Genomic DNA, 23,701 nt, shown 5'->3' on the forward strand with positions numbered 1-23,701 from the left:
TACGCATGGCCCTTTCCTCTATCTTTGCTCATAAAATGCGTTCTATTTTAACGATGTTAGGTATTATTATCGGTATTAGTGCCATTATTACTATCATTTCAATGGGTGATGGTACAAACGCAAAGTTTAAAAAAGAATTAGGCCAAGGAAAAGATAACGAAGTAACGATTTACTACAACAATCCTGATTACGGAACAGATAGTGCCAAAATCACACCTGATATGCTAAACCGTCTGCAAACTGTACCAGGCGTTAAAGATGTGTATCCAGACGTAAGTATGAAAGTAAAAGCATCTGCTGGTTCAAAAGATGTAAATCTTGATTTAAAAGGTGGAACAGGCGCCTTTATGACAGATTCGAAAATAAAATTAGTTCACGGTCGTGAATTAAATGACAGTGAACTAAACCAAGCAATCCCTGCTGTTATATTAAATGAAGAAGCTTTCAACAAATTATTTAGTAGTGGTTGGGAATCAAATCAATACACAGATATAAAAGGAAAGCCGTATAAAATAGTTGGTGTATACGAAACGAAAAACGACTTTGGAATGCCTATGCCTGAAGGTTATACATCACTTGAAAATGCGCCTGTCATTTCAGGAGTAAATGAGTATGACTCTGTAAGATTAACAATGACCTCTCCGACAGAACGTAAAAGTGTAGAAAAACAAGCCGTTTCTGTCTTAAACGAAATGAAAGCTCCTAAATTTGAGCACAAATTCGAAGCACAAGACTTAGGTGAATTTACGAAACAACTAGACGAATCAATTGGTATGATGAAAATGGTATTTGGTGGTATTGCTGCTATCTCCTTACTTGTTGGTGGTATCGGTGTAATGAACATCATGCTCGTATCTGTAACAGAACGTACACGGGAGATTGGTATTCGTAAAGCACTTGGTGCAACACGTGGTAAAGTATTAACACAATTCTTAATCGAATCTTGTATTTTAACAGGACTTGGTGGTTTCATCGGATTCATGCTGGGTATTTTCTTCGCTTGGATTGTCTCAATCTTTGCTGGATGGCCACTCGTTGTCTCAAAAGAACTTGGACTTCTTGCAGTAGGTATCTCAATGTTAATCGGTATTATATTCGGTTTACTACCAGCTAACAAAGCTGCCAAACTGGATCCAATTGAATGTTTACGATATGAATAAACAAAAACGTAGGAGTTTACACTCCTACGTTTTTTATTTATCTACTAAATTGAGTTTCTTCTATTATATATGTTTCACGTTACAACTATCATTCTAATACTCTTCATTATTTATAGGTACTAAGGCTATTATCTAATTCTATTATTGCAAAAATACTATGTAATAGACGAAAATCAAGGCGTAATTTTTTCCATACTTCGACTGATTTTGTAACAATTATATCGATATTTTATTAAATTTCACCTCATTTATATATTTTCACACCTAAAAATATTATCGTTTTATAACTAAATTTCCATTCAAACAGTAAAATACGCTACTTTCGTAACGCTATAGATATCACCTAGAAATATTACTGTAATATTATTAACGTTACAGTAATTGAAATACTACTCATTTTGTGTTTCATATGCCCTGATACGCCAAAAAACAACAAGGAAGCGCTATCAGGATATTTATGGAATTGTTACAGAATATTAATGCCCCGTTACGAAAGCTTTGTAATTTTATGTTTTTCGCAAATAAGAAAATAATGGTTGCTATAATGAGGTCAACGAAAACAAATGCAATGGAGGCTATTATGAAAAAATTTATGGGTATAGCAACAGCAGCGGTTTTTGGTCTTGGGATTTTCACAACATCTGCTAAAGCAGAAACAATCGTAACGACTGACGTACTAAACGTACGAGAAAACCCAACTACTGAATCAAAAGTTGTAGGAAAATTATTAGATGGATATAAAGTAAATGTTTTACATACAGAAAATGGTTGGTCAAAAGTTCAATTGAATAGCGGTAAAGAAGCTTTCATAAACGCTGACTATACAAAAGACACTTACTACGTAACAGCAAACGTATTAAACGTACGTGCTAGTGCAAACACAGACTCAGAGATTCTTGGTAAGTTGAAAAAAGATGATGTAATTGAAACAGCACACCAAGTACAGAATGATTGGATTCAATTTGAATATAACGGAAAAACAGCTTATGTTCATGTTCCTTACTTAACGGGTAAAGCACCAGTTAAAGTTCAACCAGTAGCTAAAGTTGAAAAAACGACTACAGTTCAAGATACAGCTAAAGTTCGTGAAGCTGCTAAAGCTCAGGAAGTAGCTGAAACTCAAGCAAAAGCTAAAGCTCAAGAAGCAACTAAAGCTCGCGAAGCAGCTGAAGCTCAAGCAGAAGTTAAAGCTCAAGAAGCGGCTAAAGCTCGTGAAGCTGCTAAGGCTCAAGAAGCAGCTAAAGCCCAGGCAGATGCTGAAGCTCAAGCAGAAGTTAAAGCTCAAGAGGCGGCTAAAGCTCGTGAAGCTGCTAAAGCTCAAGAAGCTAAGGCTCAAGAAGCAGCTGAAGCTCGTGAAGCTGCTAAAGCTCAAAAACCAGCTACACAACAACCTGTTGCAAAAGAAACTGAAACAAGTGCACCATCATCTTCTCGTGAGTTACGTGTTGTAGCAACAGCTTACACAGCAGATCCACTTGAAAATGGTTATAAAGCAGGCGACCAAGTAAAATCAGCTTTAGGTCATAACTTAACAGCTAATCCAAACATGAAACTTATTGCAGTTGATCCAAGTGTAATTCCATTAGGTTCAAAAGTATGGGTTGAAGGTTACGGAGTAGCAATCGCTGGTGATACTGGTGGAGCTATTAAAGGTAATAAAATCGACGTTTTAATGCCAGATAAAGGTACATCAAGTAGCTGGGGACGTAAAACAGTTACAGTTAAAGTATTAAACTAGTTAGTAAAAAAGAGTCAGTCTCATCGTTGAGGCTGGCTCTTTTTTATGATTCTTACATTCTTTCTTTCTCTTGAAAGTAAGTAATGTTATCTCGAAGCCACTTCCTCTCCGACATAAACAAGTTTCCACGTTTTTTGTACACTTTATCAAATATCTTTAAAACTTCTTCATGATTAGCAAACTTATGTAAGAAACGAAGAGCAATGATAATCTCTGCTTCATCCGTAGGCTCTACTTCATTTTTACGTCTTCTAGCAACAATTTTATTCACACGTTCGCAAATTGGTCTCATTGCCATTTCGTCGCCATACGTATAAATAGCTCGAACAGCTTCATATTTCACCATCACATTTCTATCCTGTAAAGCTTCAATATAAACTATTTGTAAGTCCGATCCCCCTATTTTTGCTAACACCTCAATAACAGTTGAACGAACATAGGCACTATTACTATATAAAAGCTTTGTTAACGGCAGAATCGATTGATTTGTTCCAATCTCAAGCAAGGTATAACAAATATTTGTAATCTCATCTTTATTTTCTTGAGTATCCAGCAACTTTAGTAAAGCACTCTCCGCTTCTAATGATTTACATAACTTTAAGGAAGAAACTGCCCAAAAACGAACACTATCGTTTTTATGGTAAATATACGGAATAATTTTATTTGTATCACTTACTTCTGGCAATGTATAAATATTACTAAGCAGTTCACTTAACAAAGTCGGGTTTTGTTCACATTCCAAACAATCTATAAGATAATCAGCAATACTGATCTCTTTCGTATTAATAGCAAGTTTCGTCATTACATAATACATATCTTTCTTCATTGCTATTTTTTTTGCTTTGGTTACCTTCTGCTGTAAATAAGGAAACGTTAATAGGTCATCTAGCTCTTTTGCTTCATCATAAGCACGATGCCTAACCTCTGTATCTTCATCAGCCATCCGCCTTAATAAACCATCTATATACTCTTCCATCTCCTTCGCTCCCGTCAAAATCAAATCTATCTCTTTGCATTCTATATACGATAGACTACTATATCAACAGAAAAAAGAGAATGCCACAGCATCCTCTCCTTCTCTTCCCTATTCCACACAAGTAAACTGCGTCCAAGCTCCTACATAATCTAGTAAGAATAACTCCTCTTCCGCAATTGTACCGACGATATTTTTCCGTTCATCTATCGGCATTTCTTTCAGAATGATTTGCAGTTCACCTTTATACTTACCAAATGAATTGTTTCCAATTACAACTTGCCCTCTTTCCTGCAGCACACTTTCACGCACTGGGAAGTCATAATCTTTGTACTTTTTACGTACTTCTGTAGAACGTATCATATACTCTGTTATGTCGCCGCGTCTTACGTGTAACTCTTGCAGCGTCGCTTTCTTCTCTACTTCAGTCGCTTCGTCTACAAAATGTACCTTTAGCTGTAACATGTAACGATTTAAGTTTCCTAGTTTTTCTAACTCTTCCTCACTCGCATAAGCATTTCCGATAATGACATCATCGATTAGCCCTGTTGCCCATAAATGCTTCGCTTGTACTTCAATTGGTAAATTACGATGCTCTTCTAACGTACATAATCCGTCGTTAATATCCCATGGACCGATGTTTGCGGCATGTGATGTAATAAAAGCTGCACTGCGAATACCATGCTTTTTAAAGCGTTCACTGCAGCGAATGAAATAATCGTACGGAAGACCAGTGAATTTTTGCGGATAAAAATTATGGCAACCAATTAAAGCTGATTTATTCGCTTGATGCGAAAGAATATTTTCTAAGTACGCAATATCGTTACTTACATTTAACTCAATTTTTAAACCGTACGGATTATTCGTCATTTTCGCTTCAGTTAACCCGTCGAAGCCTACATCTAAACGAATACCGTCTGCGCCTAACTCCGCGAAGAATGATAAATCGCTATAACTAATACCAAGCTGATCAAACACAGCCGGAGCTACATCTAAAATAACTTCCATATTGTTATCTTTTGCGTGATTGATAATCTCTTTAAATTCAGCTACAATTTCTTCTTTCGGACGATTCACAGATAACAAACAAGTAAATATTCTTGAAAAACCGTGTCGTGCCGCTGCGGAAATATAAGCCATATCTTTTTCTTTCGTTGAATGTTCTGGATAAAGTGAAATTCCTAATTTACGCTCCATGCTTTTGCATCTCCTTCACACGTTGTATTAATGCCATGCTCGTAAATCTATATTTTGCAGATAAACACGTTGCACATAAAATTGTCGGTACAATAATTACGTACGGTGATTGCAATCCTAACATTACATATGCACCCATTGAACAACCGATAAATAAAACTGATACTAGTAGTAACACTAATAAAGATTTACTTTGTACCCATTTCGAATAATGGGCAATACACTGTCCGACCACGAATGTAATTAAGATGATAATTGCTCCGAGCATTCTGTTTTCTCCTCTCCTGCTAATTGTTGTTTCTCATACATTTTGAAGAATGGATAGTAAATAACGAACGAGATAACAAAGTTAACAAGTACAAGTACACCAGCCATAATTGTCCAGTCCGTACTAATCACCGCTGCAATTGGTGCTAACATCGTAAATGGCAGTTTCGCCATCATGAGTGGAATCATACCTGAAACAACTGCGAAATATGATACTGTCGTTGTCACTAACGGTGTAATAACGAACGGAATAATTAAGATTGGGTTCATTACAATTGGTGCACCGAAAATAATTGGTTCGTTAATATTGAATAAACCTGGTACGAATGATAATCTACCTAACTCTTTTAGGAACTTAGATTTAGAGAACATAAACATAATTACTAAAGCTAACGTTGAGCCTGATCCGCCAATCCATACGAACCATTGAATGAATTGCTCTGTAAATAAGTTTGGTAACTGATGTGCATTTCCTGTAGCCGTGAATACTTCCATATTTTCAAGAATTGCTGAATCCCACATCGGACGAATAATTGGTCCTAAAATCGCTGGTCCATGTATACCGAATGACCAGAAAAATACGATTAAGAATACTGTTAATAAACCGCCGAATAAATTATTTCCTACTAATACTGATTTTAGTGGTGCGATTAAGTATGTAATTGTTGTATTTACATCAAATTTCAAACCGTAGCGAATGCCCCAGAATAAAAGAATAACTGCTAATGTTGGAATTAATGCTGCAAACGAATTTGAAACTGCTGGTGGTACACTATCTGGTAATTTAATCGAGATATTATGCTTAATCATAAAATGATAAATTTCTACTGCAATTAATGCTGTAACAATTGCGCCGAATAAAGACGTTGCACTTAATGTTCCTACTGAAATATATCTCCCTGCATCAATAACACCTGGTACAGCTTTCGTAATTTGAATTGGTTCAACTGATGCTAGTAAAAAGGCGAGTACAGATAATAACCCTGCACTTAACTGATTGAGCTGATAAAAGTTCGCGAGCGAAGCCCCTACTCCAAATGCTGCGTATAATGCCATTAGTCCTACTGTAAATCGAAATGGAATATCTAGAATATGGCGAAACGGTGCAATCCATTCCATATATGCATCAATTGGTAAATTTAAAAAGATAACGAAAAATGATCCGACGATCGTTAACGGTAATGTAGAAATAACCCCGTTTCGAATTGCTAATAAATGTCGTTGTCCTGCAATTTTTTGCGTTGTTGGCATAATCTTTTGTTCCATAAAACTCATAAACCCATTCATCAATAGCCCTCCTCTTTCTCTCTACTATAAAAGAATGAAATAAACTTTATAACATTATAATGTTTATATTTAAAAAGATATAATTATGCTAAAACTAATTGTTCTGCTTGCTTAAGCACTTTCAAACCATCACACATACCATAATCTCGTTGGTCTATAATCGCAACTGGTATGTTGTATGAATTTGCAAGAAACTCTACAGCTGGAAATAAATATTTCACCTGTGGGCCAATTAAAACGACATCGGCTTCCTTAATTTCAAGCTTCACTAGTTCTGAATCAACCGCCTTAATTTTACAATTCTTCCCCTGTTTCTTTGCCTCTTCTTGCATTTTTCTTACGACCATACTCGTTGACATACCTGCTGCACAACATAATAAAATGTACATCTTATACGGTCACTTTCTCTTCTACTCGTTTATGAAGAGCAATAAATTCTTCAGCCAGTTCTTTCACTGTAATTGCATTCATTAAATGATCTTGTGCGTGCACTAACAGTAAACTAATTTCTGCATGATTTCCTCTTGCCTCTTCTTGAATTAAATCCGTTTGAATACGGTGCGCTGCTGAAATTTCCTCACTAGCAAGTTTCATCTTTTCACCGGCATTCCCGAAATCTCCTTGTCTTGCAAAAGCAATTGCTTCAAGCGCCGCGCTTCTCGCATTGCCACCATGTAAAATTAACGCAAATGGAGTTTGCATATCAGCCATTTTAAATTCCCCCAAGCTATATGTTTTCTATATTTTTATCTTATTATGAAAACGCATACAATTAAACATAAAAAACTTCCGTTATGTAACGGAAGTTTTTATATACTTTTTCAAAATGATAATAAAATCTCTTGAAAATCTTCAATTACCTCGGTCTGAGTAAGTTTCTCTATCGTAGTTTGACTAGACATAATATCATATAAAAAATCATAAAGCCTTTGCAAATCTTCATTATTATTGCGCTTTACACTAAATAAAATAATTACTTGTACTTTTTTATCTCCCCAATCAACAGCCTTTTCAAGTGTGCAAAACATCAAAAAAGTTTCCTCACTTAATAACTGCATCGGATGCGGGATTGCAACTGAATTCCCAACCGCTGTCGGAGACGTATTTTCTCTCTCCATAACAGAAGCATAAAAGTTTTTTGGTACATAGCGTTTCTCAGCAGCTTTTTCACATAAAAACTGAATAACATCCTCTTTCGTAGAAGCATTATGATTTAAAAAGATTAAATCTTCCTTAATATAAGGCTGCACACTAGTATTCACATGCGTAAACAACCGCTGACCAATCGATTTAATCTCTTTATCATCAAATATTGAATTCACTTTTATAACTGGAACAGGCAAGCCACTCGGTATATGAATCGTACTAATAATACAATCTATTTTTTCTTTATAAAGATCTTCTACTTTCAATTGATAATAGCCTGTAATACCTACAATCTCTAATTTATCTCGGAACTGTGATAAAATTTTATATTTTAATAGTTGTGCACTTCCTTGACCAGTCGCACAAACTAATAAGCATCTTTTCTTTTGATTTTGCTCCTGCAAACGGCTCATCGCTCCGCCGAAGTGAATTGCAATATAACCAATTTCACTTTCAGGAATCGATTCACCCGTATATTCACCAATGATATCTCCAACAAGAACCGCAATTTCAAAAGCATACGGATAATTCTTTTTCACTTCTGCCAAAAGAGGATTTCTCGTATTTAACTTATACTTCAAACGATTTAATAACGTTTTTAAATGAATACCAAATCCAAATAATAATTCTTCATCATAATAAAAAATAAGATTCCGTTCTTCCGCTACTTTAAAAAGAATATGTTGCATAAATGCATATATATCTTTCCCTAATAGCTCTTCTACATTTTCATAGCGATCTCTCGTTGTAACAGCAGTACTTAATAAATGCATCGTCACATATAATACTTCTTCTTCTGGAAATGAAAATTTCAACTCTTTCTCTAAATCTCCTAAAATCTGCTTCGCAATTGTATATTCTTTCTTTAGTATAAGTTCTGATTGCTCCGCATGCAGTCCTTTCATATAATGTTGACTTTGACAACGCTTTAATGCGATTGCAATATGAATGACTAAATTATCAATTTCTATATCAGATAAATATATTGTTCCGCCTTCAATATACTTTAATATAATTGAACGAATGAGTGATATATGAGGTAGCGATAAATATGTCTCCGTCTGCTCAAATTGCTCATGAAACGGAGTATGATCATAACGCGGTAAACCATATTGTGATAAACAAGAACGAATATTAAATTCCTCTCCAACAATACGTATACCATAATACGGTCTCTTCTCAATTTGTAATTCATAGCAACCACATATATCTGTAACATCTTTCATAATTAAATTGACCGTTGATTTGCTCACATACATCTCTTCCGCTAATTCTGAAAGCTTCACATATCCCTCTGTCATTAAAACACGCTGCAGAATGTACGCTATTCTTTCTTCATAAGAAGTTGGGATCTTTTCCGTCTGTTTTTGAAATAGACTCACACAAAAGTCTTCAAATTTCTTCTTTTGTATAATTTCTAATTCGTACCCATTCCCTCTTTGCGATTCGATTTTCGCTCCGTTTTCTTCCAATATATCATTTAATAATTTTATATCCTTTTGAATCGTCTTCGTTGATACATGTAAACGGCCTGCTAAAAAAGCTCGATTTAACATCGATTTCTCTTCTAAAAATTCCTCTAAAATAGAAATTAATCGCTGATGCACCTTTGTCATAGCTCTTCCTCTCGCTCTTTATATATAAAGGGGGAAAAGCTGCTGAAATCAGTAGTTTTTCCCCTTTATATTCTCTCTATTTCTTTAATGTAAATCCGAATTTATCCCATGCTTGTAAATAGTCTAGTAAGAAAATCTCTTCTTCTACAATTCGACCAACTACATTTGTTTTTCCTGTATTCACCATATCTTTTAATGCAATTTGTAATTCGCCTTTATACTGGCCATATTGTTCATTATCAATTAATAAATCTCCACGCTTAATTTCGCGCGTATTATGAGGTTTAAATTCTTCTTTTTTATATTTCACACGACTTTGTGTAGAACGAATCATATATTCAGATACATCTCCGCGATAAAAATGTGGTTCGTCTAATACGATAATTCTTTCTAGTTCTGTCGTTGTATCATATATTTCTATATCAAATGTTTGTTTCTCTTTATTTAATGCACCTAGTGCTTGTAATTCTTCTTCTGACGCATATGCGTTTGCAATAATAACATCATCAATTAATTCAGTCGCGAATAAATGCTTCGCCTGTGTTGTCATCGGTAATTCACGATGCTGCTCTAATGTACATAACCCTTCTGTTACTGGCCAAGGTCCGTATGTTGCATCAAATGATGAAATAAAAGCTGCCGTTCTCATACCGTAATCTTTAAATTGTTTCGAGCATTTAATGAAATGATCGTATGATAATCCTGAATAACGATGCGGATAAAAATTATGACAACCAATTAAATTTTCACGATTTGGTCTATGACTCATAATGTTATCTACATACTTCGTACCATTACTCATATTAATCTCAATTTTCAAACCATACGGATTATAAGTCATAATTGATTCTTCTAATCCTGAGAAACCGACATCTAAACGAATACCGTACGCACCTAATTCATGGAAGAATGATAAATCATTATACGAAATACCTAATTGTTCAAAAACAGATGGACTAATATCAACTAATACTTGGAACCCTAATGCATTCGCATGAGAGATCGTTTCTTTAAATTCTTCTATAATTTTCTCTTTTTCTCCATCCACAGATAATAAACATGTGAACACACGTGTAAATCCATATTTACTTGCTAATGTTAAATACTCCTTATCTTTCTCTACTGTTGAATGTTCTGGATAAATAGAAATACCTAATCGTCTCATATGTACACGCCTCTTTCTTCATCATATTGTAAACCTTTTCAAATATATGTAGTGAAAAAGTATATATCCCCTTCTTGTTCACTACTCTTTTGAATCCGCTTTCTTTAAAGAAAAAACAATTTCTATCATTCTTAACACCTACAAGTCTATACATCTATACTTTACATCTTTTTTTCATAGTTGTGTAGCTTTTACACAAATTTGTCAGTTTTTCATCTTAAAAATTGTTATCCGTTTTCAAGACACCTTCCTTGACTGTTGCATTGGCAAATACATATACTCGAAAGAAAAGAGAAAACTTTATATAGGGGATGAATATATGGGAGAAGCAATACTCGTAAAACGAGAACCGTTATGGACGAAAGAGTTTGTTGCTTTAATTTTTGCAAACTTATGTATGTTTTTAGGGTTTCAAATGTTAATTCCAACCTTACCTGTTTATGTGAAAGAAATTGGTGGCACAAGTTCCAATATCGGATTTGTTGTCGGCATGTTTACCGTTGCGGCACTTTTTGTTAGACCGCTAACTGGGAACGCCTTGCAAAAATTCAATAAAAAAATCATTTTAATGATCGGCACTGCTATCTGTTTACTCGCTATGGGCAGTTACCTTTTCGCCTCAACTATCTTTCTCTTGCTTGCTGTTCGTATTTTACACGGAGCTGGTTTCGGTATTACAACGACTACATATGGAACTGTCGTTTCTGATTTAATTCCCTCAGCTCGCCGCGGAGAAGGCATGGGATATTTTGGCCTTTCTGGAACAATTGCAATGGCCCTCGGTCCACTTATCGGACTATGGCTTATGCAAACATATAACTTCACAATTCTTTTTTTATGTGCATTATCGTGCACAATTGTTTCATTAATATTAACGAAACTACTTCAAATCCAAAAATCGAAACAGCCTCCACAACAATCATCTAGTACTTTTCTCGATGGATTTATTGAGCGTAAAGCTTTACTTCCTTCATTATTAATATTATGTATTACATTAATGTACGGAGGAATCGGAAGTTTTATCACTCTATTTGCTACAGAAGTCGGCATAGCTGATATTAGTCTCTTCTTTTTATGTAACGCACTAGCAATCGCTGTAACTCGTCCATTCTCTGGAAAGCTATATGATGCGAAAGGCCATACATTCGTCATCATTCCGGGAGTTATTATAACTTTTACAGGCATTATTTTATTGTCGTATACGACGACAATTCCGAGCTTAATTATTGCTGCAGCATGTTACGGAAGTGGTTTTGGAGCGATCCAACCTGCACTACAAGCATGGATGATTGACCGCGTAGCACCGCATCGACGCGGCGTAGCAACGGCTACATTCTTCTCCGCATTTGACCTTGGAATCGGCGCTGGAGCGATTATATTTGGATTTATTGCTCATTTTACAAACTATGCAACTGTATATCGTTACTCCTCTCTATTACTTATTGCTTTTCTCTTCATTTACATTACAAGCATAAGAAAACAAAAGCATGGCGATAAAAACACGGAAAAAGCTGCTGGATAATTCAGTGGCTTTTTTATCGTGTTAAAAGAATTATTTCCCCTCGTTTTGCTGTTATAAAACTACATGCATTTTCCTACATATTTTTTTAACTTTCATCAAAAAATATACGATGAACTCGCAGACGCTTTCCTTAATATTCGACTGAACAATATTATTCTAAAAAGTGTGATTTCTTTACAAAATTAAGATTTATACAAGATGAAAACCAATAGAACACAGCTGTTTCTTTAAGGGATTGTAAACTTTTCTTCTCTTTGTAAATTTAGTGTAAATTTTACTAGCAAACCGTTTACAGTGCCTCAAGGTTCAGTTAATAATTACATCGTACATGAAATTTAAGGAGTGGAATGCGTGGAATATAATGTTCAAGATATGATCTTCCAGTTCATTGGTGGATTAGGTATTTTCTTATTCGGGATTAAATACATGGGCGATGGACTGCAACAAGCAGCTGGAGATCGTCTTCGCGATATTCTAGATCGTTTTACAACAAACCCACTTATGGGTGTACTAGCAGGTATGTTAGTTACGGTATTAATCCAATCCAGTTCAGGAACAACTGCTTTAACAGTCGGACTTGTAAGTGCCGGATTTATGACATTAAGACAAGCAATCGGTGTTATTATGGGTGCAAACATCGGTACGACAGTTACTGCATTTATTATCGGAATTAAAATCGGAGAATATGCTCTCCCAGTTATGGCAATTGGAGCAATCTTACTATTCTTCTTTAAAAATAAAAAAGTACATTCTGTAGGTCAAGTTGTATTCGGTTTTGGTATGTTATTCTTCGGTTTAGAATTAATGAGTGCAGGTATGAAACCTCTTCGTTCTTTAGAATCATTCCAAGAATTAACAGTTAGCATGAGTGATAATCCAATTTTAGGAATTGTTGTCGGTACAGTCTTTACTTTAATTGTACAAAGCTCAAGTGCAACTATCGGTATTTTACAAGAACTATTTGGTCAAGGTGCAATCGATTTACAAGCAGCTCTTCCTGTATTATTCGGTGATAACATCGGTACAACAATTACAGCTGTATTAGCAGCAATCGGTACTTCTATTGCCGCAAGACGTGCAGCATTAGTTCACGTTATCTTTAATATTATCGGTACAATTATCTTTACAATTTTATTAGTACCATTTACAAGTTTAATTCAATATTTCCAAACATCATTAAACTTGAACCCAGAAATGACTATTGCATTTGCACACGGAACATTTAACGTAACAAATACAATCATTCAATTCCCGTTCATTGCAGTGTTAGCATGGATCGTAACAAAAATTATTCGTGGTGAAGATGCAGCGATTGACTTCAAACCACAACATTTAAATCCAATCTTTATTGAACAATCTCCAGCCATCGCTTTAACTGAAGCTCAAAAAGAGATTATCCGTATGGCTGAGTTCTCATTACATGGATTAAAAGAAGCAAATCAATTTTTAAATACACAAGACAAAAAACACGCAAACATGGCTACTCAATTAGAAGGAGCTATTAACAATTTAGATAAAAAAATTACCGAGTATTTAGTTTTACTATCAGAAAAGCCACTTTCACCTACGGATTCTGAAAAACATTCTGTTTTAGCAGGTGTTGTTGGAGATATTGAACGTGTCGGTGATCATGTAGAAAACCTTGTAGAACTTGTAGATTTCCAAATTTCAAACCGTGTTTCACTATCAGATGAAGCATTAGCTGAATTAAACGAAATGCTTGAGTTAACAATTTCAACACTGCAAGACTCAGTTGAAGCTTTAACAAACTTCGATACTGAACTAGCTCAAACTGTTATTGCAAAAGAACGCAAAATCGACCAAATGGAACGTGTTCTTCGTAAACGTCACGTATTACGTCTAAACGAACGCAGCTGTTCAGGTGATGCAAGTATCATCTTCGTCGATATGGTAAGTAACTTAGAGCGCATTGGCGATCACGCTGTAAATATCGCTGACGGTGTTTTAGGTGAACAAGGAAAAATCAATTTAAAACAATCATTATAATAAGAAAGAGACGCTAATGTAAGCGTCTCTTTCTTATTATATTTTAACAACTGTTCTTCCTTTTAACTTTCCTTGCAATATAAGTGTAAACTTCTCCTCTAATTCTTCTAATGTACATTCTCCTGTATAAGATCTTAACTCTTTATTACTCCATTCATTTGCTAAGAGCGTCCACACATCACTTCTCACATCTGCTGGACATTGCACAGAATCTATCCCTAAAAGGCTTATGCCTCGTAAAATAAACGGATATACCGTTGTTTGTAATTCCTGGCCTGCCACATTACCGCATGTCGTTACACAACCACCATACTTTACTGTTTTTAAAGCTGTTTCTAACATACGTCCACCTACAGTATCAATAACTCCGGCGTATATCCCTTTTAACATCGGTCTTCCTGATTCATCATTCAATTCCGCGCGATGAATCACTTTTTTCGCTCCTAGACGTAGTAGCATATCTTTCTCTTCCATTTTTCCTGTCGCTCCTACTACGTTAAACCCTAACTTACTTAATATACTAACAGCTACACTGCCTACGCCGCCTGTAGCACCCGTTACTAAAACATCTCCCATATTAGGCTTGATTCCTGCCCCAATAAGCTTATATACCGACAACGCCGCAGTAAAACCTGCTGTCCCATACATCATACTTTCCTTTAATGACATTCCTTCTGGTAAAGGCACGACCCAAGATGATGGCACGCGAATATATTCTCCGAAACCACCAGAGGTATTCATACCTAAATCATATCCCGTTACAATAACTTGATCTCCTGCTTTAATGGTAGCATCTTCACTACTCACAACTACTCCTGCAGCATCAATTCCTGGCGTATGAGGATATGTTCTCGTAACACCTTTATTACCAGTAGCTGAAAGAGCATCTTTATAATTTAATGAAGAATAATGAACTTGTATGAATACGTCTCCCTCAGGTAAACTACTTACTTCTCTCTCAACAACTTTTCTTACAAACTGATGATTTTCCTTTTCGTTCACAACGATTGCTCGGAATGATGTATGATTCATTATGCTCTCTCCTTTATCCGTCAAATTCTTCTTTATTATATAGAAGAAATAAGTAAGCTTACTCATTTCTTCTTGGCTATATTTCAACAAATCTTACTTCCCTATCACTTTCTCATAATATATATTTTCATTTCTACTAAAAGCCCTTATACTTATTCTACATCTGACAAATAATATATAGAAAATCTGACTTTTTATAAATATATTGAATTTTTACGAAATGTAAATGTTTTGTAATGTTTTTTTTCGCTAAATTTCATTATAATAAGTGGATATGAGTGTCGTATTTCAATCCAAATGAAGGAGTACAGGAAATGGAGCAAAACCCATCTTTGCAAGAAAATACACGCAATAAACCGAAAAAAAATAAGAAAAAAATAAAAATTATTATAAGCGCTATACTATTCGTTTTATTAATAGGCGGCGGTTATACTTGGTTTTTAGTAAATAAAGCATCTTCTGCTGTTCGAAATGCCGCACACGATTTAGCACGCGGTGATAAATCTGATTTACGTGATAAGGCTGTAAAACCTATTACAAACAATGTCTCTGTTTTAATAATGGGTGTCGATGAAAGCGATGTCCGTGGAAAAGAATATGGTGAAGCTATAAGAACAGACGCGCTTTTACTTGCAACATTTAATAAAGATAGCAAAACTGTTAAACTATTAAGTATCCCACGTGACACATATACTTATATTCCAATAGAAAAGAAAAAAGATAAAATTACACACGCTCATGCATTCGGTTCTGCTAAAAACGGAAAAAATGGTGGACCACAAGCAAGCATTGATGCAGTTGAAAAATTAATGAATGTTCCTGTCGATTATTTTGTAAAATTCAACTTTAAATCATTTATAAAAATCGTCGATGACTTGGGCGGTGTTGAAGTTGATGTACCAGTTGAATTTACTGAGCAAGATAGCAATGATAATGCTGAGGCTATTCATCTAGAAAAAGGTGTTCAAAAGCTAAATGGCGAAGAAGCTCTTGCTCTTGCTAGAACAAGGCACATCGATAGTGATGCAATGCGTGGACAACGTCAACAACTCGTTATCGAGGCTATTTTAAAGAAACTAACAAGTGTTGGTTCTGTAACAAAAGTTGGCAACATCATTGATGATATTAACGGACAATTCGTTACAAACTTAACATTTGATGATATGCTTTCATTCTATAAATATGGATCGGATTCGGAAATTGAGAAATTACAAATCCAAGGTGATGATTGCTATATGGCAAAAGGTGACGATACTTGTAGCAAATCTGCTGGTGGTGGTCGAACTTACTACTACAATCCAGATAAAAAAGAATTAGCTAATGTTACAAATGAACTTCGTACTCATCTTGGGCTACCTGCATATACAAAGTCTGACTCAAACTCTGATTCGAAAAAGACAAAAGAATCTAAGTCTGAAAATTCAAGTGAACGCGAATCAAATAACAATGAAGTGAAAAATAAGAACAAAAATAGCAGTGAAGATACAGAAACATCGTCTAATGACAATGAATAATATAGAAGCGGTTCTCTATGGAGGTAGAGAACCGCTTCTTTTTATTCTTCCAAATATAAAAATCAGAACTTTCTAACTATCTTTTTTAATATTTTTAAATTATAATAAATAGTAGCAATCTATTCCAATTATCAGGGGGCTCATACATATGAAAGCTGCAGTAAAACATAACATCTCAGATTTTAAAGACTACTTAAAATCTAACGATATATATATGGAAGAAAATATAGATGAAAATGATGGCTCTGTTCATTTTTCAGTAGGATTAGAGACTGAAGCTGGCGCAAAGATTCAACTTATCGCTGCTTTCCAAAACGAACATCCTACGGTGGATATATACTGCTTCAATGTTGCTCACGTGCCTGATGCAACATCAACAAATGATATTTTACATGTCATCAATGAATTAAATACATCTTATCGCTTTGCAAAATTCACATTAAATAAGCAAAATGCAATTGATATTTCAACATCTCTTGCATTCTCAGAACCAAACTTTAATCCAGCACTTGTCTTTGAACATACGAGAATGCTATATAAATTAGCAAATGACGAATATAAAAACTTAATGAAAGTTATTTGGGCATAAAGTAAAACTATAATCCGTTAGGTTTACGGGCAATAAATAAAAGGATGGGCTGTAAGCAGCACCATCCTTTTATTTTGATATCATATCGATCCACATTTTAACAGCAGTGCCTACAATTAAAGTGGACAATACATATTGCAGTACTTTTTGATTTAGCCTCTTCCCGACTCGTGCTCCAAGTGGCGCAGCAAATATACTGGCAACCGCAATAATTAGAGCTGGAATGATAACTACTTGCCCAGTAACCATTTTTCCTGTAGTAATCCCTATTGAGGAAATAAACGTAATAGCGATAGATGTTGCGATCGTCATGCGCAGTGGTAATTTTAAAATAACTAGCATAATGGGAACTAAAAGGAACGAACCTCCAGCTCCTATAATGCCTGAAGCTCCCCCTACAACGAACGCTAACAAGCTTGCTAACCATTTATTATACTTCACATCTCCACTATTATTTTGTTTCGGTACAAACATCATAATAGCTGCAATTGTAGCTAATGCTGCATAAACAACATTGACTGTATGTTCCTCTAATATGTTAGCACCGAAACTCCCTATGAAGCTTCCTATTAATATACTAGCTCCCATATACATAACTAACGTTTTATTCATGTCATTACTTTTCCGGTATGCCCAAGCGCCTGCAAAAGTTGCAAAGAATACTTGTACCGCTGTAATACCGCTCACTTCATGTGATGTATAGCCAGAAAATCCCAGCAATACCGGGATGTATAAGATCATCGGATAATTAATAATCGCACCGCCAATTCCAACCATTCCTGATATAAACGATCCTATAAATCCAATTATAAAAAGTAATACGACTAAGCTCATCTTACATCCCCTCCCTTCTAGAAAGAAGATGAATTAAATGAATAAGTTTACATTCCCATCCGAAGCATCTGCTAAATAAGCTCCTACTCCTGCAAACTCTACCCCTTCCATAATCTCTTCCTCTTTTAACCCTAATAAATCTACTGTCATTTGACAAGCGACAAGTTTAATCCCCTGTTCTTTCGCCAAATCGATTAAATCTGGTAAAGGCATCGCATTATGTTTTTTCATAATACCTTTAATCATCTTTGGTCCCATACCTGCAAAATTCATTTTTGATAATCCCATCTTATCCGCACCGCGTGGCATCATTTTTCCAAACACTTTTTCTATAAAAGTTTTCTTTACCTTCACATGCTCATCTTTCCTTAAAGCATTTAATCCCCAAAAAGTATGAAAAATAGTTACCTCTTGATCATACGCCGCTGCACCATTTGCAATAATATAAGCAGCCATTGCTTTATCATAATCTCCGCTAAATAAAACGATTGTTGTTTTCTTCTGTTGTTCCATGTTGTTCTCCCTCCGATTACCTATAGGGGTATTTTATCATTTATAAAAAGGCTCAAATCATGTATCTCTGTACTATACGACTTTACCTTCCCATGCTAACATACCACCTACCATATTAATTGCTTGAAAACCGTAGCTCTCTAAAAACTGAACTGCTCGTGCACTTCTTCCGCCAGAACGACAAACGATAATATACTCTTTCTTTTTATCCAACTCATGCATACGAAACTCTAATAGTCCTAGTGGAATATTACACGCTTCTGGAATTTTCCCTTCGGCTACTTCTTCTACTTCACGTACGTCCACGATATTTACTGCTTCTTTACGTAACAATTTTTCTTCCAATTCTTTTACTGTCATTTCTTTCATTTTAAATTCCCTCCTCACAAACCATTCATACCGCCTGAAACATTGATAACGTGCTGAAATCCTAATTTCTTTAATACCTTTGCTGCTTGCTTACTTCTCATTCCACTTTGGCAAATAACGATTACTTCCTTATTCTTATCTAATTGATTCGCCTTACTTGCTAGATCATTTAGGGGGATATTTTGAAAGCCTTTCATATGATTCCCTCTATATTCACCTACTGTACGGACATCAATAAAATACTTCCCCTTTTTCCCCACTATACTTTTCAATTCTTTGCCATTTATATTTTGAACACCTTTCACTGGTAAAAATCGTGAAATAACAAACCATGCAGCAAGTACAATGAAAAGCGTACTTAATATTGTGCTCATATAACCAACCTCTCTATATTTACAAAACTATTGCTTCACTACGCCTTCCTAATCCAAAACTTCAGCACATCGCCTTCTTCTTCAAGCTTTACGATGTCATGGCCACATTTATTTGCCCACGCTGGAATATCCTTAACTGACCCTTTATCCGTTACATGTATTTCTAACACTTCTCCAGTTTGTAGAGCATCCATTGCTCTCTTTGTTCTTACAATCGGCATTGGACATGCTAAACCTTTCGCATCTAACACTTGTTTTATATTCATCATCAATTCCTCCATTTTTTATTTATTTCATTATTCGTGCACTGCACAACGATTTGGACCAATCTCCATTTCACGCTCTTTATCCACACTTGGGTGAATTTTACCCATATTGGTTTGACGAATTTCTTCATATGCATTTGGCTGAGGTGGTAAGTTTTCTGTTACAACTTTACGGAACTCTCCCTCATCCTCAATATTTAATCCTGCATTATGCTCAAATAAATCTTTTAATTTTGCACTAACGATACCACTTTCGTTCATTTCACTTATTTTTGAATAATGAGCCGGTAACACAACTAAATTTTGAGATAGCTCTTTATATCGGCTATACAAAGTATTACGTAAATCACTCACCCAATCTTCAGCCTTACCAGCAAGATCAGGACGCCCAATTGAATCTACAAATAAAATATCGCCTGATAATAAATAAGAATCATCTACAATGAATGACGTACTTCCAATCGTATGCCCTGGTGAGTATAATGCGTCAATTACAATTTTAGTACCCCCCACCGTAATAACAGATCCTTCAACAAGCGGTTCGTATGAGAAAACAACTTCCTCTGCATCTTTTGGTGGTAACCAATACGTACCACCTACCTTTTCCGCTAACTTACGTCCTCCGGAAATATGGTCTGCATGTAAATGTGTATCCATTACATTCGTAATCGTAACGCCATGCTCTTTCGCAAATTCTTCATATGCTTCAACTGTTCTTACTGCATCAATAACTGCTGCTTCACCATTTGAAACGACCATATAAGATAAACAGCCTTTTCCAAGGCGGTTAAACTGATACATACTTCCACCATTTTTTAAATCTCCAACTTTTATAGGCTTTACATATTCACTCCAAGCCTTCATGCCACCAGCTAAATAATAAATATTTTCTAATCCAGCCTCTGTTAATTGCTCTGCTACAAATATAGAAGACCCTTCTTTTGCACATACTACTAAAACATCTTTATCTTTAGGTAATTCACTTACAATATGATCTACACCATCTAACAAGTCAAAGTAAGGTCTATTAATAGAAGAAACTTGTTTCCCTTCAATTTTCCAATCTTCATAATCCGCCTCATTACGAACATCTAAAATGAATAACTCTCCGAATAACACTTTCTCTGCCACATCTTTTGCTTGTAACGGTTTAACACTCACTCTATTACCCCCATAGGTATATTTTTATTCGAAAAAATTTATTTCTCTATATTCCCTTGCCACTCTAACATACCTGGAATGACATTTTTCACATTTGAATAACCTTTCTCTTTCAACATTTGGCAAGCTATATCACTGCGATTACCAGTTCGGCAAATAACATAAATTTGCTTCGTCTTATCTAATACTGCGCTGTCTAATTCACCTAATGGTACCGAAATGGCGGATGGAATATGACCAAAAGCAAATTCCGCTGCTTCGCGAACATCTAATACAATGCTCTCTTCTCCATGAGACAATATAGACTGTAATTCTGCATTCGTAATTGTATGAGGATATTTCACAATTTCATTCACTTCATGCTCGTTTGCTTTCCTAACATAATGCACCAATACATCATCCTCGTGTTTCGTCCCGATATATTGATGTCCTACTTTACCCGCCCAACTTTTTATATCTACCGTAGAACCTTTATCTGTTGCCTGAACTTCAATCACTTGCCCTGGTACTAATCCTTCTATCGCCTTCTTCGTTTTCACAATCGGCATCGGACAAGCCAACCCTTTACAATCTAAACTCATATCCACTTTTATACTCATAATTGATTCCTCCACAACTCATATACATATACCGGCAGGGGTATATTAAAATGTTTTTGAAAATCTGTCAACAATTATGTTTGACAGATTATCGGCTTTTTACAAGTAATTGAACAGCTTCTTTAATTAACTCTTCATTTGAACCATTACCACTTTCAAACTGTTCACGCAAACATTGCTCTAAATTAGTCCCAACAACGAGCCCAATTGTACGATCAAGGGCAGAACGAGATGCCGTTAACTGTGTAATAACCTCTCGGCAATCTTTTCCTTCTTCCATCATACGAAGCACACCACGAACTTGACCTTCAATACGTTTCAATCTATTTTTCATATCTTGATTATATTCCATCCTATAATCACCTCATTACCATTATGTCACTATTTATAACCTATGACAATATATTATACCCTATAGGGTATTTTGTAAACCCCTATTTTTAATATTTATCTTATATGTTCACAAAACAAGAAGTGAAACCTTACTATATAGGCTTTCATTTTCCACCAAATTTTGAAGTGGAAGATGAAAAAATATTAATATACAACACATTCTGGTACTACTGTTCCGTATAATTTAAAGCCACCATCTAAGTTCTTTACCTTATATCCTTTTTCCATTAACATACGCGCTGCAACATACCCTCTCATACCAAGTTGGCAAGTGATATATATTTCTTTGTCCATTGGCACTTCATCCAATCGATCACGTAATTCATCTAACGGAATATTAATAGAGTCTTTAATCATTCCCTGTTTTAGTTCATTAGGCTCTCGAACATCAATAAGATATCCACCATTTTTAACAATGTGATCTATTTCATGCCATTGCACTGTGTCCACAAAACCATCTACTATATTACTTGCCGCATACCCCACCATGCTTACTGGGTCTTTTGCAGAAGAATAGGGCGGGGCATATGATAATTCTAAATCCGGCAAATCGATTACAGTTAAGTTTGCCTTCATTGCCGTTGCAATAACATCAATACGCTTATCTACACCATCACGCCCTAACGCCTGCGCTCCATAAATTTTTCCGCTTTCTTTATTAAAAATTAATTTTATTAGCACAGGCGTAGCATTCGGATAATATCCCGCATGAGAATTTGCCTGTACATGTACTACCTCATAGGGTATATTTAGTCGTTTTAATATTTTCTCATTCACTCCAGTCGAAGCAACTGTTAAATCAAAAACTTTAGCCACAGAAGTTCCCATCGTACCTTTATATAAAGAATCCGTATGACCATGAATAATATCTGCTAACATGCGACCTTGACGATTAGCTGGCCATGCTAAAGGAATCATCGTTTCTATTTCTGTAACAAAATCTTTCACTTCAATCGCATCACCAATTGCATATACATATGGGTCAGATGTTTGAAATTTCTCATTTACCTTTATCGTTCCTCTAACTCCCAATGCTAATCCTGCCTCTTTCGCTAAACTACTCTCTGGTTGTACACCAATTGCTAAAATAATCATATCTGTTTTTATAACTGAGCCACTTTTTAAACGTACAATAGCCCCGTCTTCTTCTAACGCATCTACACCATCTTCTAAAACAAGCTCAACATTGTGATTTCTCATATGTTCATGTACGTATGCTGCCATTTCATAATCGATTGGTGGCATTACTTGATTCGCCATCTCTACAAGAGTAACATCAATCCCGCGTTCTCTTAAATTCTCAACCATTTCCACTCCAATAAATCCTCCACCAATAACCGTCGCATGACGTGGTTTCTTCTCATCAATATACGCTTTTATACGATCTGTATCAGGTACATTTCGTAACGTAAACAACGCCTTCGCTTCTTCAATGCCCGGAATAGGTGGAACAATTGGTTTCGCCCCTGGTGAAAGAATCAAAACATCATATTCCTCGTTATATGTTTCATCTGTAGTTACATTCTTTATCGTAATTGTTTTCTCTTCTTTATTAATCTTTACAACTTCACTCAATACACGTATATCTAAATTAAAACGTTTTGACATCCTTTCAACAGTTTGTACTAATAACTTTTGTCTTTCTGTAATGACACCGCCAATATAATATGGCAATCCACAGTTTGCGAACGAAATGTATTCACCGCGTTCAACCATAATAATTTCATCTTCCTCACTTAAACGACGAAGCCTTGCAGCTACTGATGCCCCGCCAGCAACTCCGCCTACTACAACAATTTTTCTAGACATATTTCAAACCTCCATGTTATTTATTATTTAATTTTTTCATGAATCACACAAAAACCTATACCTGTATGGGTATATAATAGGGTATAAAAAATTTAATTTCAATCAATATGTCTTTCTTTCACAAATTTGAAACAAAAAAGAACTTAGATATTTCCAAGTTCTTTTTCATA

General features: G+C 35.4%; 24 protein-coding genes. 6 read left to right on the top strand and 18 right to left on the bottom strand.

Features of this window, described 5'->3' with window-relative positions; all coding sequences use genetic code 11:
* Nucleotides 1–5: 5 nt before the first annotated feature.
* Nucleotides 6–1,160, top strand: coding sequence for an ABC transporter permease (locus AB6801_RS23935; RefSeq protein WP_001986269.1), 1,155 nt, complete (start codon nucleotides 6–8; stop codon nucleotides 1,158–1,160).
* Nucleotides 1,161–1,617: 457 nt separating this feature from the next.
* The gene (gene entC, locus AB6801_RS23940) at nucleotides 1,618–2,898 is read left to right on the top strand and encodes a cell wall-binding protein EntC (RefSeq protein ID WP_370941186.1); all 1,281 of its coding nucleotides are present in this window, start codon (nucleotides 1,618–1,620) and stop codon (nucleotides 2,896–2,898) included.
* Nucleotides 2,899–2,950: 52 nt separating this feature from the next.
* Here entC and AB6801_RS23945 read toward each other — a convergent pair whose 3' ends face one another.
* The 8 genes from AB6801_RS23945 to AB6801_RS23980 all read right to left on the bottom strand — a co-directional run bounded on the left by AB6801_RS23945 (nucleotide 2,951) and on the right by AB6801_RS23980 (nucleotide 10,549).
* Nucleotides 2,951–3,874 (bottom strand): HEAT repeat domain-containing protein, encoded by a 924-nt coding sequence (locus tag AB6801_RS23945; RefSeq protein WP_000393388.1) that lies wholly within the window; start codon nucleotides 3,872–3,874, stop codon nucleotides 2,951–2,953.
* A 108-nt stretch (nucleotides 3,875–3,982) separates the two neighbouring features.
* Entirely contained in the window at nucleotides 3,983–5,068 is a 1,086-nt protein-coding gene (locus AB6801_RS23950) for a DUF871 domain-containing protein (RefSeq protein WP_000440048.1), read from the bottom strand.
* On the bottom strand, nucleotides 5,058–5,336 hold the full coding sequence (locus AB6801_RS23955) for a hypothetical protein (RefSeq protein ID WP_000900048.1): 279 nt from the start codon (nucleotides 5,334–5,336) through the stop codon (nucleotides 5,058–5,060). Before AB6801_RS23955 ends, AB6801_RS23950 begins: the two co-directional genes overlap by 11 nt.
* Nucleotides 5,312–6,622, bottom strand: coding sequence for a PTS sugar transporter subunit IIC (locus AB6801_RS23960; protein WP_001013053.1), 1,311 nt, complete (start codon nucleotides 6,620–6,622; stop codon nucleotides 5,312–5,314). The genes AB6801_RS23955 and AB6801_RS23960 overlap by 25 nt, the downstream gene beginning before the upstream one ends.
* 83 nt (nucleotides 6,623–6,705) lie before the next feature.
* On the bottom strand, nucleotides 6,706–7,011 hold the full coding sequence (locus tag AB6801_RS23965; protein ID WP_097998771.1) for a PTS sugar transporter subunit IIB: 306 nt from the start codon (nucleotides 7,009–7,011) through the stop codon (nucleotides 6,706–6,708).
* Between the two features lies 1 nt (nucleotide 7,012).
* Nucleotides 7,013–7,333, bottom strand: coding sequence for a PTS lactose/cellobiose transporter subunit IIA (locus tag AB6801_RS23970; protein WP_000774631.1), 321 nt, complete (start codon nucleotides 7,331–7,333; stop codon nucleotides 7,013–7,015).
* Between the two features lie 110 nt (nucleotides 7,334–7,443).
* On the bottom strand, nucleotides 7,444–9,384 hold the full coding sequence (locus tag AB6801_RS23975; protein WP_087947998.1) for a BglG family transcription antiterminator: 1,941 nt from the start codon (nucleotides 9,382–9,384) through the stop codon (nucleotides 7,444–7,446).
* A 76-nt stretch (nucleotides 9,385–9,460) separates the two neighbouring features.
* On the bottom strand, nucleotides 9,461–10,549 hold the full coding sequence (locus AB6801_RS23980) for a DUF871 domain-containing protein (protein WP_001253348.1): 1,089 nt from the start codon (nucleotides 10,547–10,549) through the stop codon (nucleotides 9,461–9,463).
* 319 nt (nucleotides 10,550–10,868) lie between these two features.
* On the opposite strand from AB6801_RS23980, the gene AB6801_RS23985 reads away from it, so the two are divergent.
* Both AB6801_RS23985 and AB6801_RS23990 read left to right on the top strand, forming a co-directional pair.
* Nucleotides 10,869–12,071, top strand: coding sequence for an MFS transporter (locus AB6801_RS23985; RefSeq protein ID WP_000503237.1), 1,203 nt, complete (start codon nucleotides 10,869–10,871; stop codon nucleotides 12,069–12,071).
* Between the two features lie 351 nt (nucleotides 12,072–12,422).
* Complete coding sequence (locus tag AB6801_RS23990) at nucleotides 12,423–14,078, top strand: Na/Pi cotransporter family protein (protein ID WP_000456270.1); 1,656 nt, start codon at nucleotides 12,423–12,425, stop codon at nucleotides 14,076–14,078.
* 36 nt (nucleotides 14,079–14,114) lie between these two features.
* On the opposite strand, the gene AB6801_RS23995 is transcribed toward AB6801_RS23990, so the two are convergent.
* Nucleotides 14,115–15,110: a YhdH/YhfP family quinone oxidoreductase gene (locus AB6801_RS23995; protein WP_001016957.1), complete on the bottom strand. Its 996-nt coding sequence runs from the start codon at nucleotides 15,108–15,110 to the stop codon at nucleotides 14,115–14,117.
* A 314-nt stretch (nucleotides 15,111–15,424) separates the two neighbouring features.
* Between AB6801_RS23995 and AB6801_RS24000 the strand changes: the two genes are divergently transcribed.
* A complete protein-coding gene (locus tag AB6801_RS24000; RefSeq protein WP_000437392.1) occupies nucleotides 15,425–16,624 on the top strand; it encodes an LCP family protein in 1,200 nt (399 codons plus the stop codon).
* A 148-nt stretch (nucleotides 16,625–16,772) separates the two neighbouring features.
* Nucleotides 16,773–17,213: a hypothetical protein gene (locus AB6801_RS24005; RefSeq protein WP_000642362.1), complete on the top strand. Its 441-nt coding sequence runs from the start codon at nucleotides 16,773–16,775 to the stop codon at nucleotides 17,211–17,213.
* Between the two features lie 69 nt (nucleotides 17,214–17,282).
* Here the strand turns inward: AB6801_RS24005 and AB6801_RS24010 are convergent, their stop codons facing one another.
* The 9 genes from AB6801_RS24010 to cdr form a co-directional block, all read right to left on the bottom strand.
* The gene (locus AB6801_RS24010; RefSeq protein ID WP_000060715.1) at nucleotides 17,283–18,047 is read right to left on the bottom strand and encodes a sulfite exporter TauE/SafE family protein; all 765 of its coding nucleotides are present in this window, start codon (nucleotides 18,045–18,047) and stop codon (nucleotides 17,283–17,285) included.
* Between the two features lie 33 nt (nucleotides 18,048–18,080).
* Nucleotides 18,081–18,560, bottom strand: a complete 480-nt coding sequence (locus AB6801_RS24015) for a DsrE/DsrF/DrsH-like family protein (RefSeq protein WP_000437728.1) — start codon at nucleotides 18,558–18,560, stop codon at nucleotides 18,081–18,083.
* Nucleotides 18,561–18,632: 72 nt separating this feature from the next.
* Nucleotides 18,633–18,929, bottom strand: coding sequence for a rhodanese-like domain-containing protein (locus AB6801_RS24020; RefSeq protein ID WP_000661816.1), 297 nt, complete (start codon nucleotides 18,927–18,929; stop codon nucleotides 18,633–18,635).
* 14 nt (nucleotides 18,930–18,943) lie between these two features.
* Entirely contained in the window at nucleotides 18,944–19,303 is a 360-nt protein-coding gene (locus AB6801_RS24025; RefSeq protein WP_103652814.1) for a rhodanese-like domain-containing protein, read from the bottom strand.
* 38 nt (nucleotides 19,304–19,341) lie between these two features.
* Nucleotides 19,342–19,572 carry a sulfurtransferase TusA family protein gene (locus AB6801_RS24030; RefSeq protein ID WP_002093886.1) on the bottom strand — a complete coding sequence of 77 codons (231 nt, stop codon included), beginning with the start codon at nucleotides 19,570–19,572 and terminating at the stop codon, nucleotides 19,342–19,344.
* Between the two features lie 27 nt (nucleotides 19,573–19,599).
* On the bottom strand, nucleotides 19,600–20,730 hold the full coding sequence (locus AB6801_RS24035) for an MBL fold metallo-hydrolase (protein ID WP_000114056.1): 1,131 nt from the start codon (nucleotides 20,728–20,730) through the stop codon (nucleotides 19,600–19,602).
* Between the two features lie 38 nt (nucleotides 20,731–20,768).
* Nucleotides 20,769–21,329, bottom strand: coding sequence for a sulfurtransferase TusA family protein (locus AB6801_RS24040; protein ID WP_000023978.1), 561 nt, complete (start codon nucleotides 21,327–21,329; stop codon nucleotides 20,769–20,771).
* Nucleotides 21,330–21,417: 88 nt separating this feature from the next.
* Nucleotides 21,418–21,681, bottom strand: a complete 264-nt coding sequence (locus AB6801_RS24045; RefSeq protein WP_000456206.1) for a metal-sensitive transcriptional regulator — start codon at nucleotides 21,679–21,681, stop codon at nucleotides 21,418–21,420.
* A gap of 185 nt (nucleotides 21,682–21,866) precedes the next feature.
* On the bottom strand, nucleotides 21,867–23,531 hold the full coding sequence (gene cdr, locus AB6801_RS24050) for a CoA-disulfide reductase (protein WP_097998772.1): 1,665 nt from the start codon (nucleotides 23,529–23,531) through the stop codon (nucleotides 21,867–21,869).
* Nucleotides 23,532–23,701: the final 170 nt, after the last annotated feature.

Source organism: Bacillus sp. RCC_6_1 (genome assembly GCF_041360755.1).
Taxonomy (GTDB): Bacteria; Bacillota; Bacilli; order Bacillales; family Bacillaceae_G; genus Bacillus_A; species Bacillus_A cereus.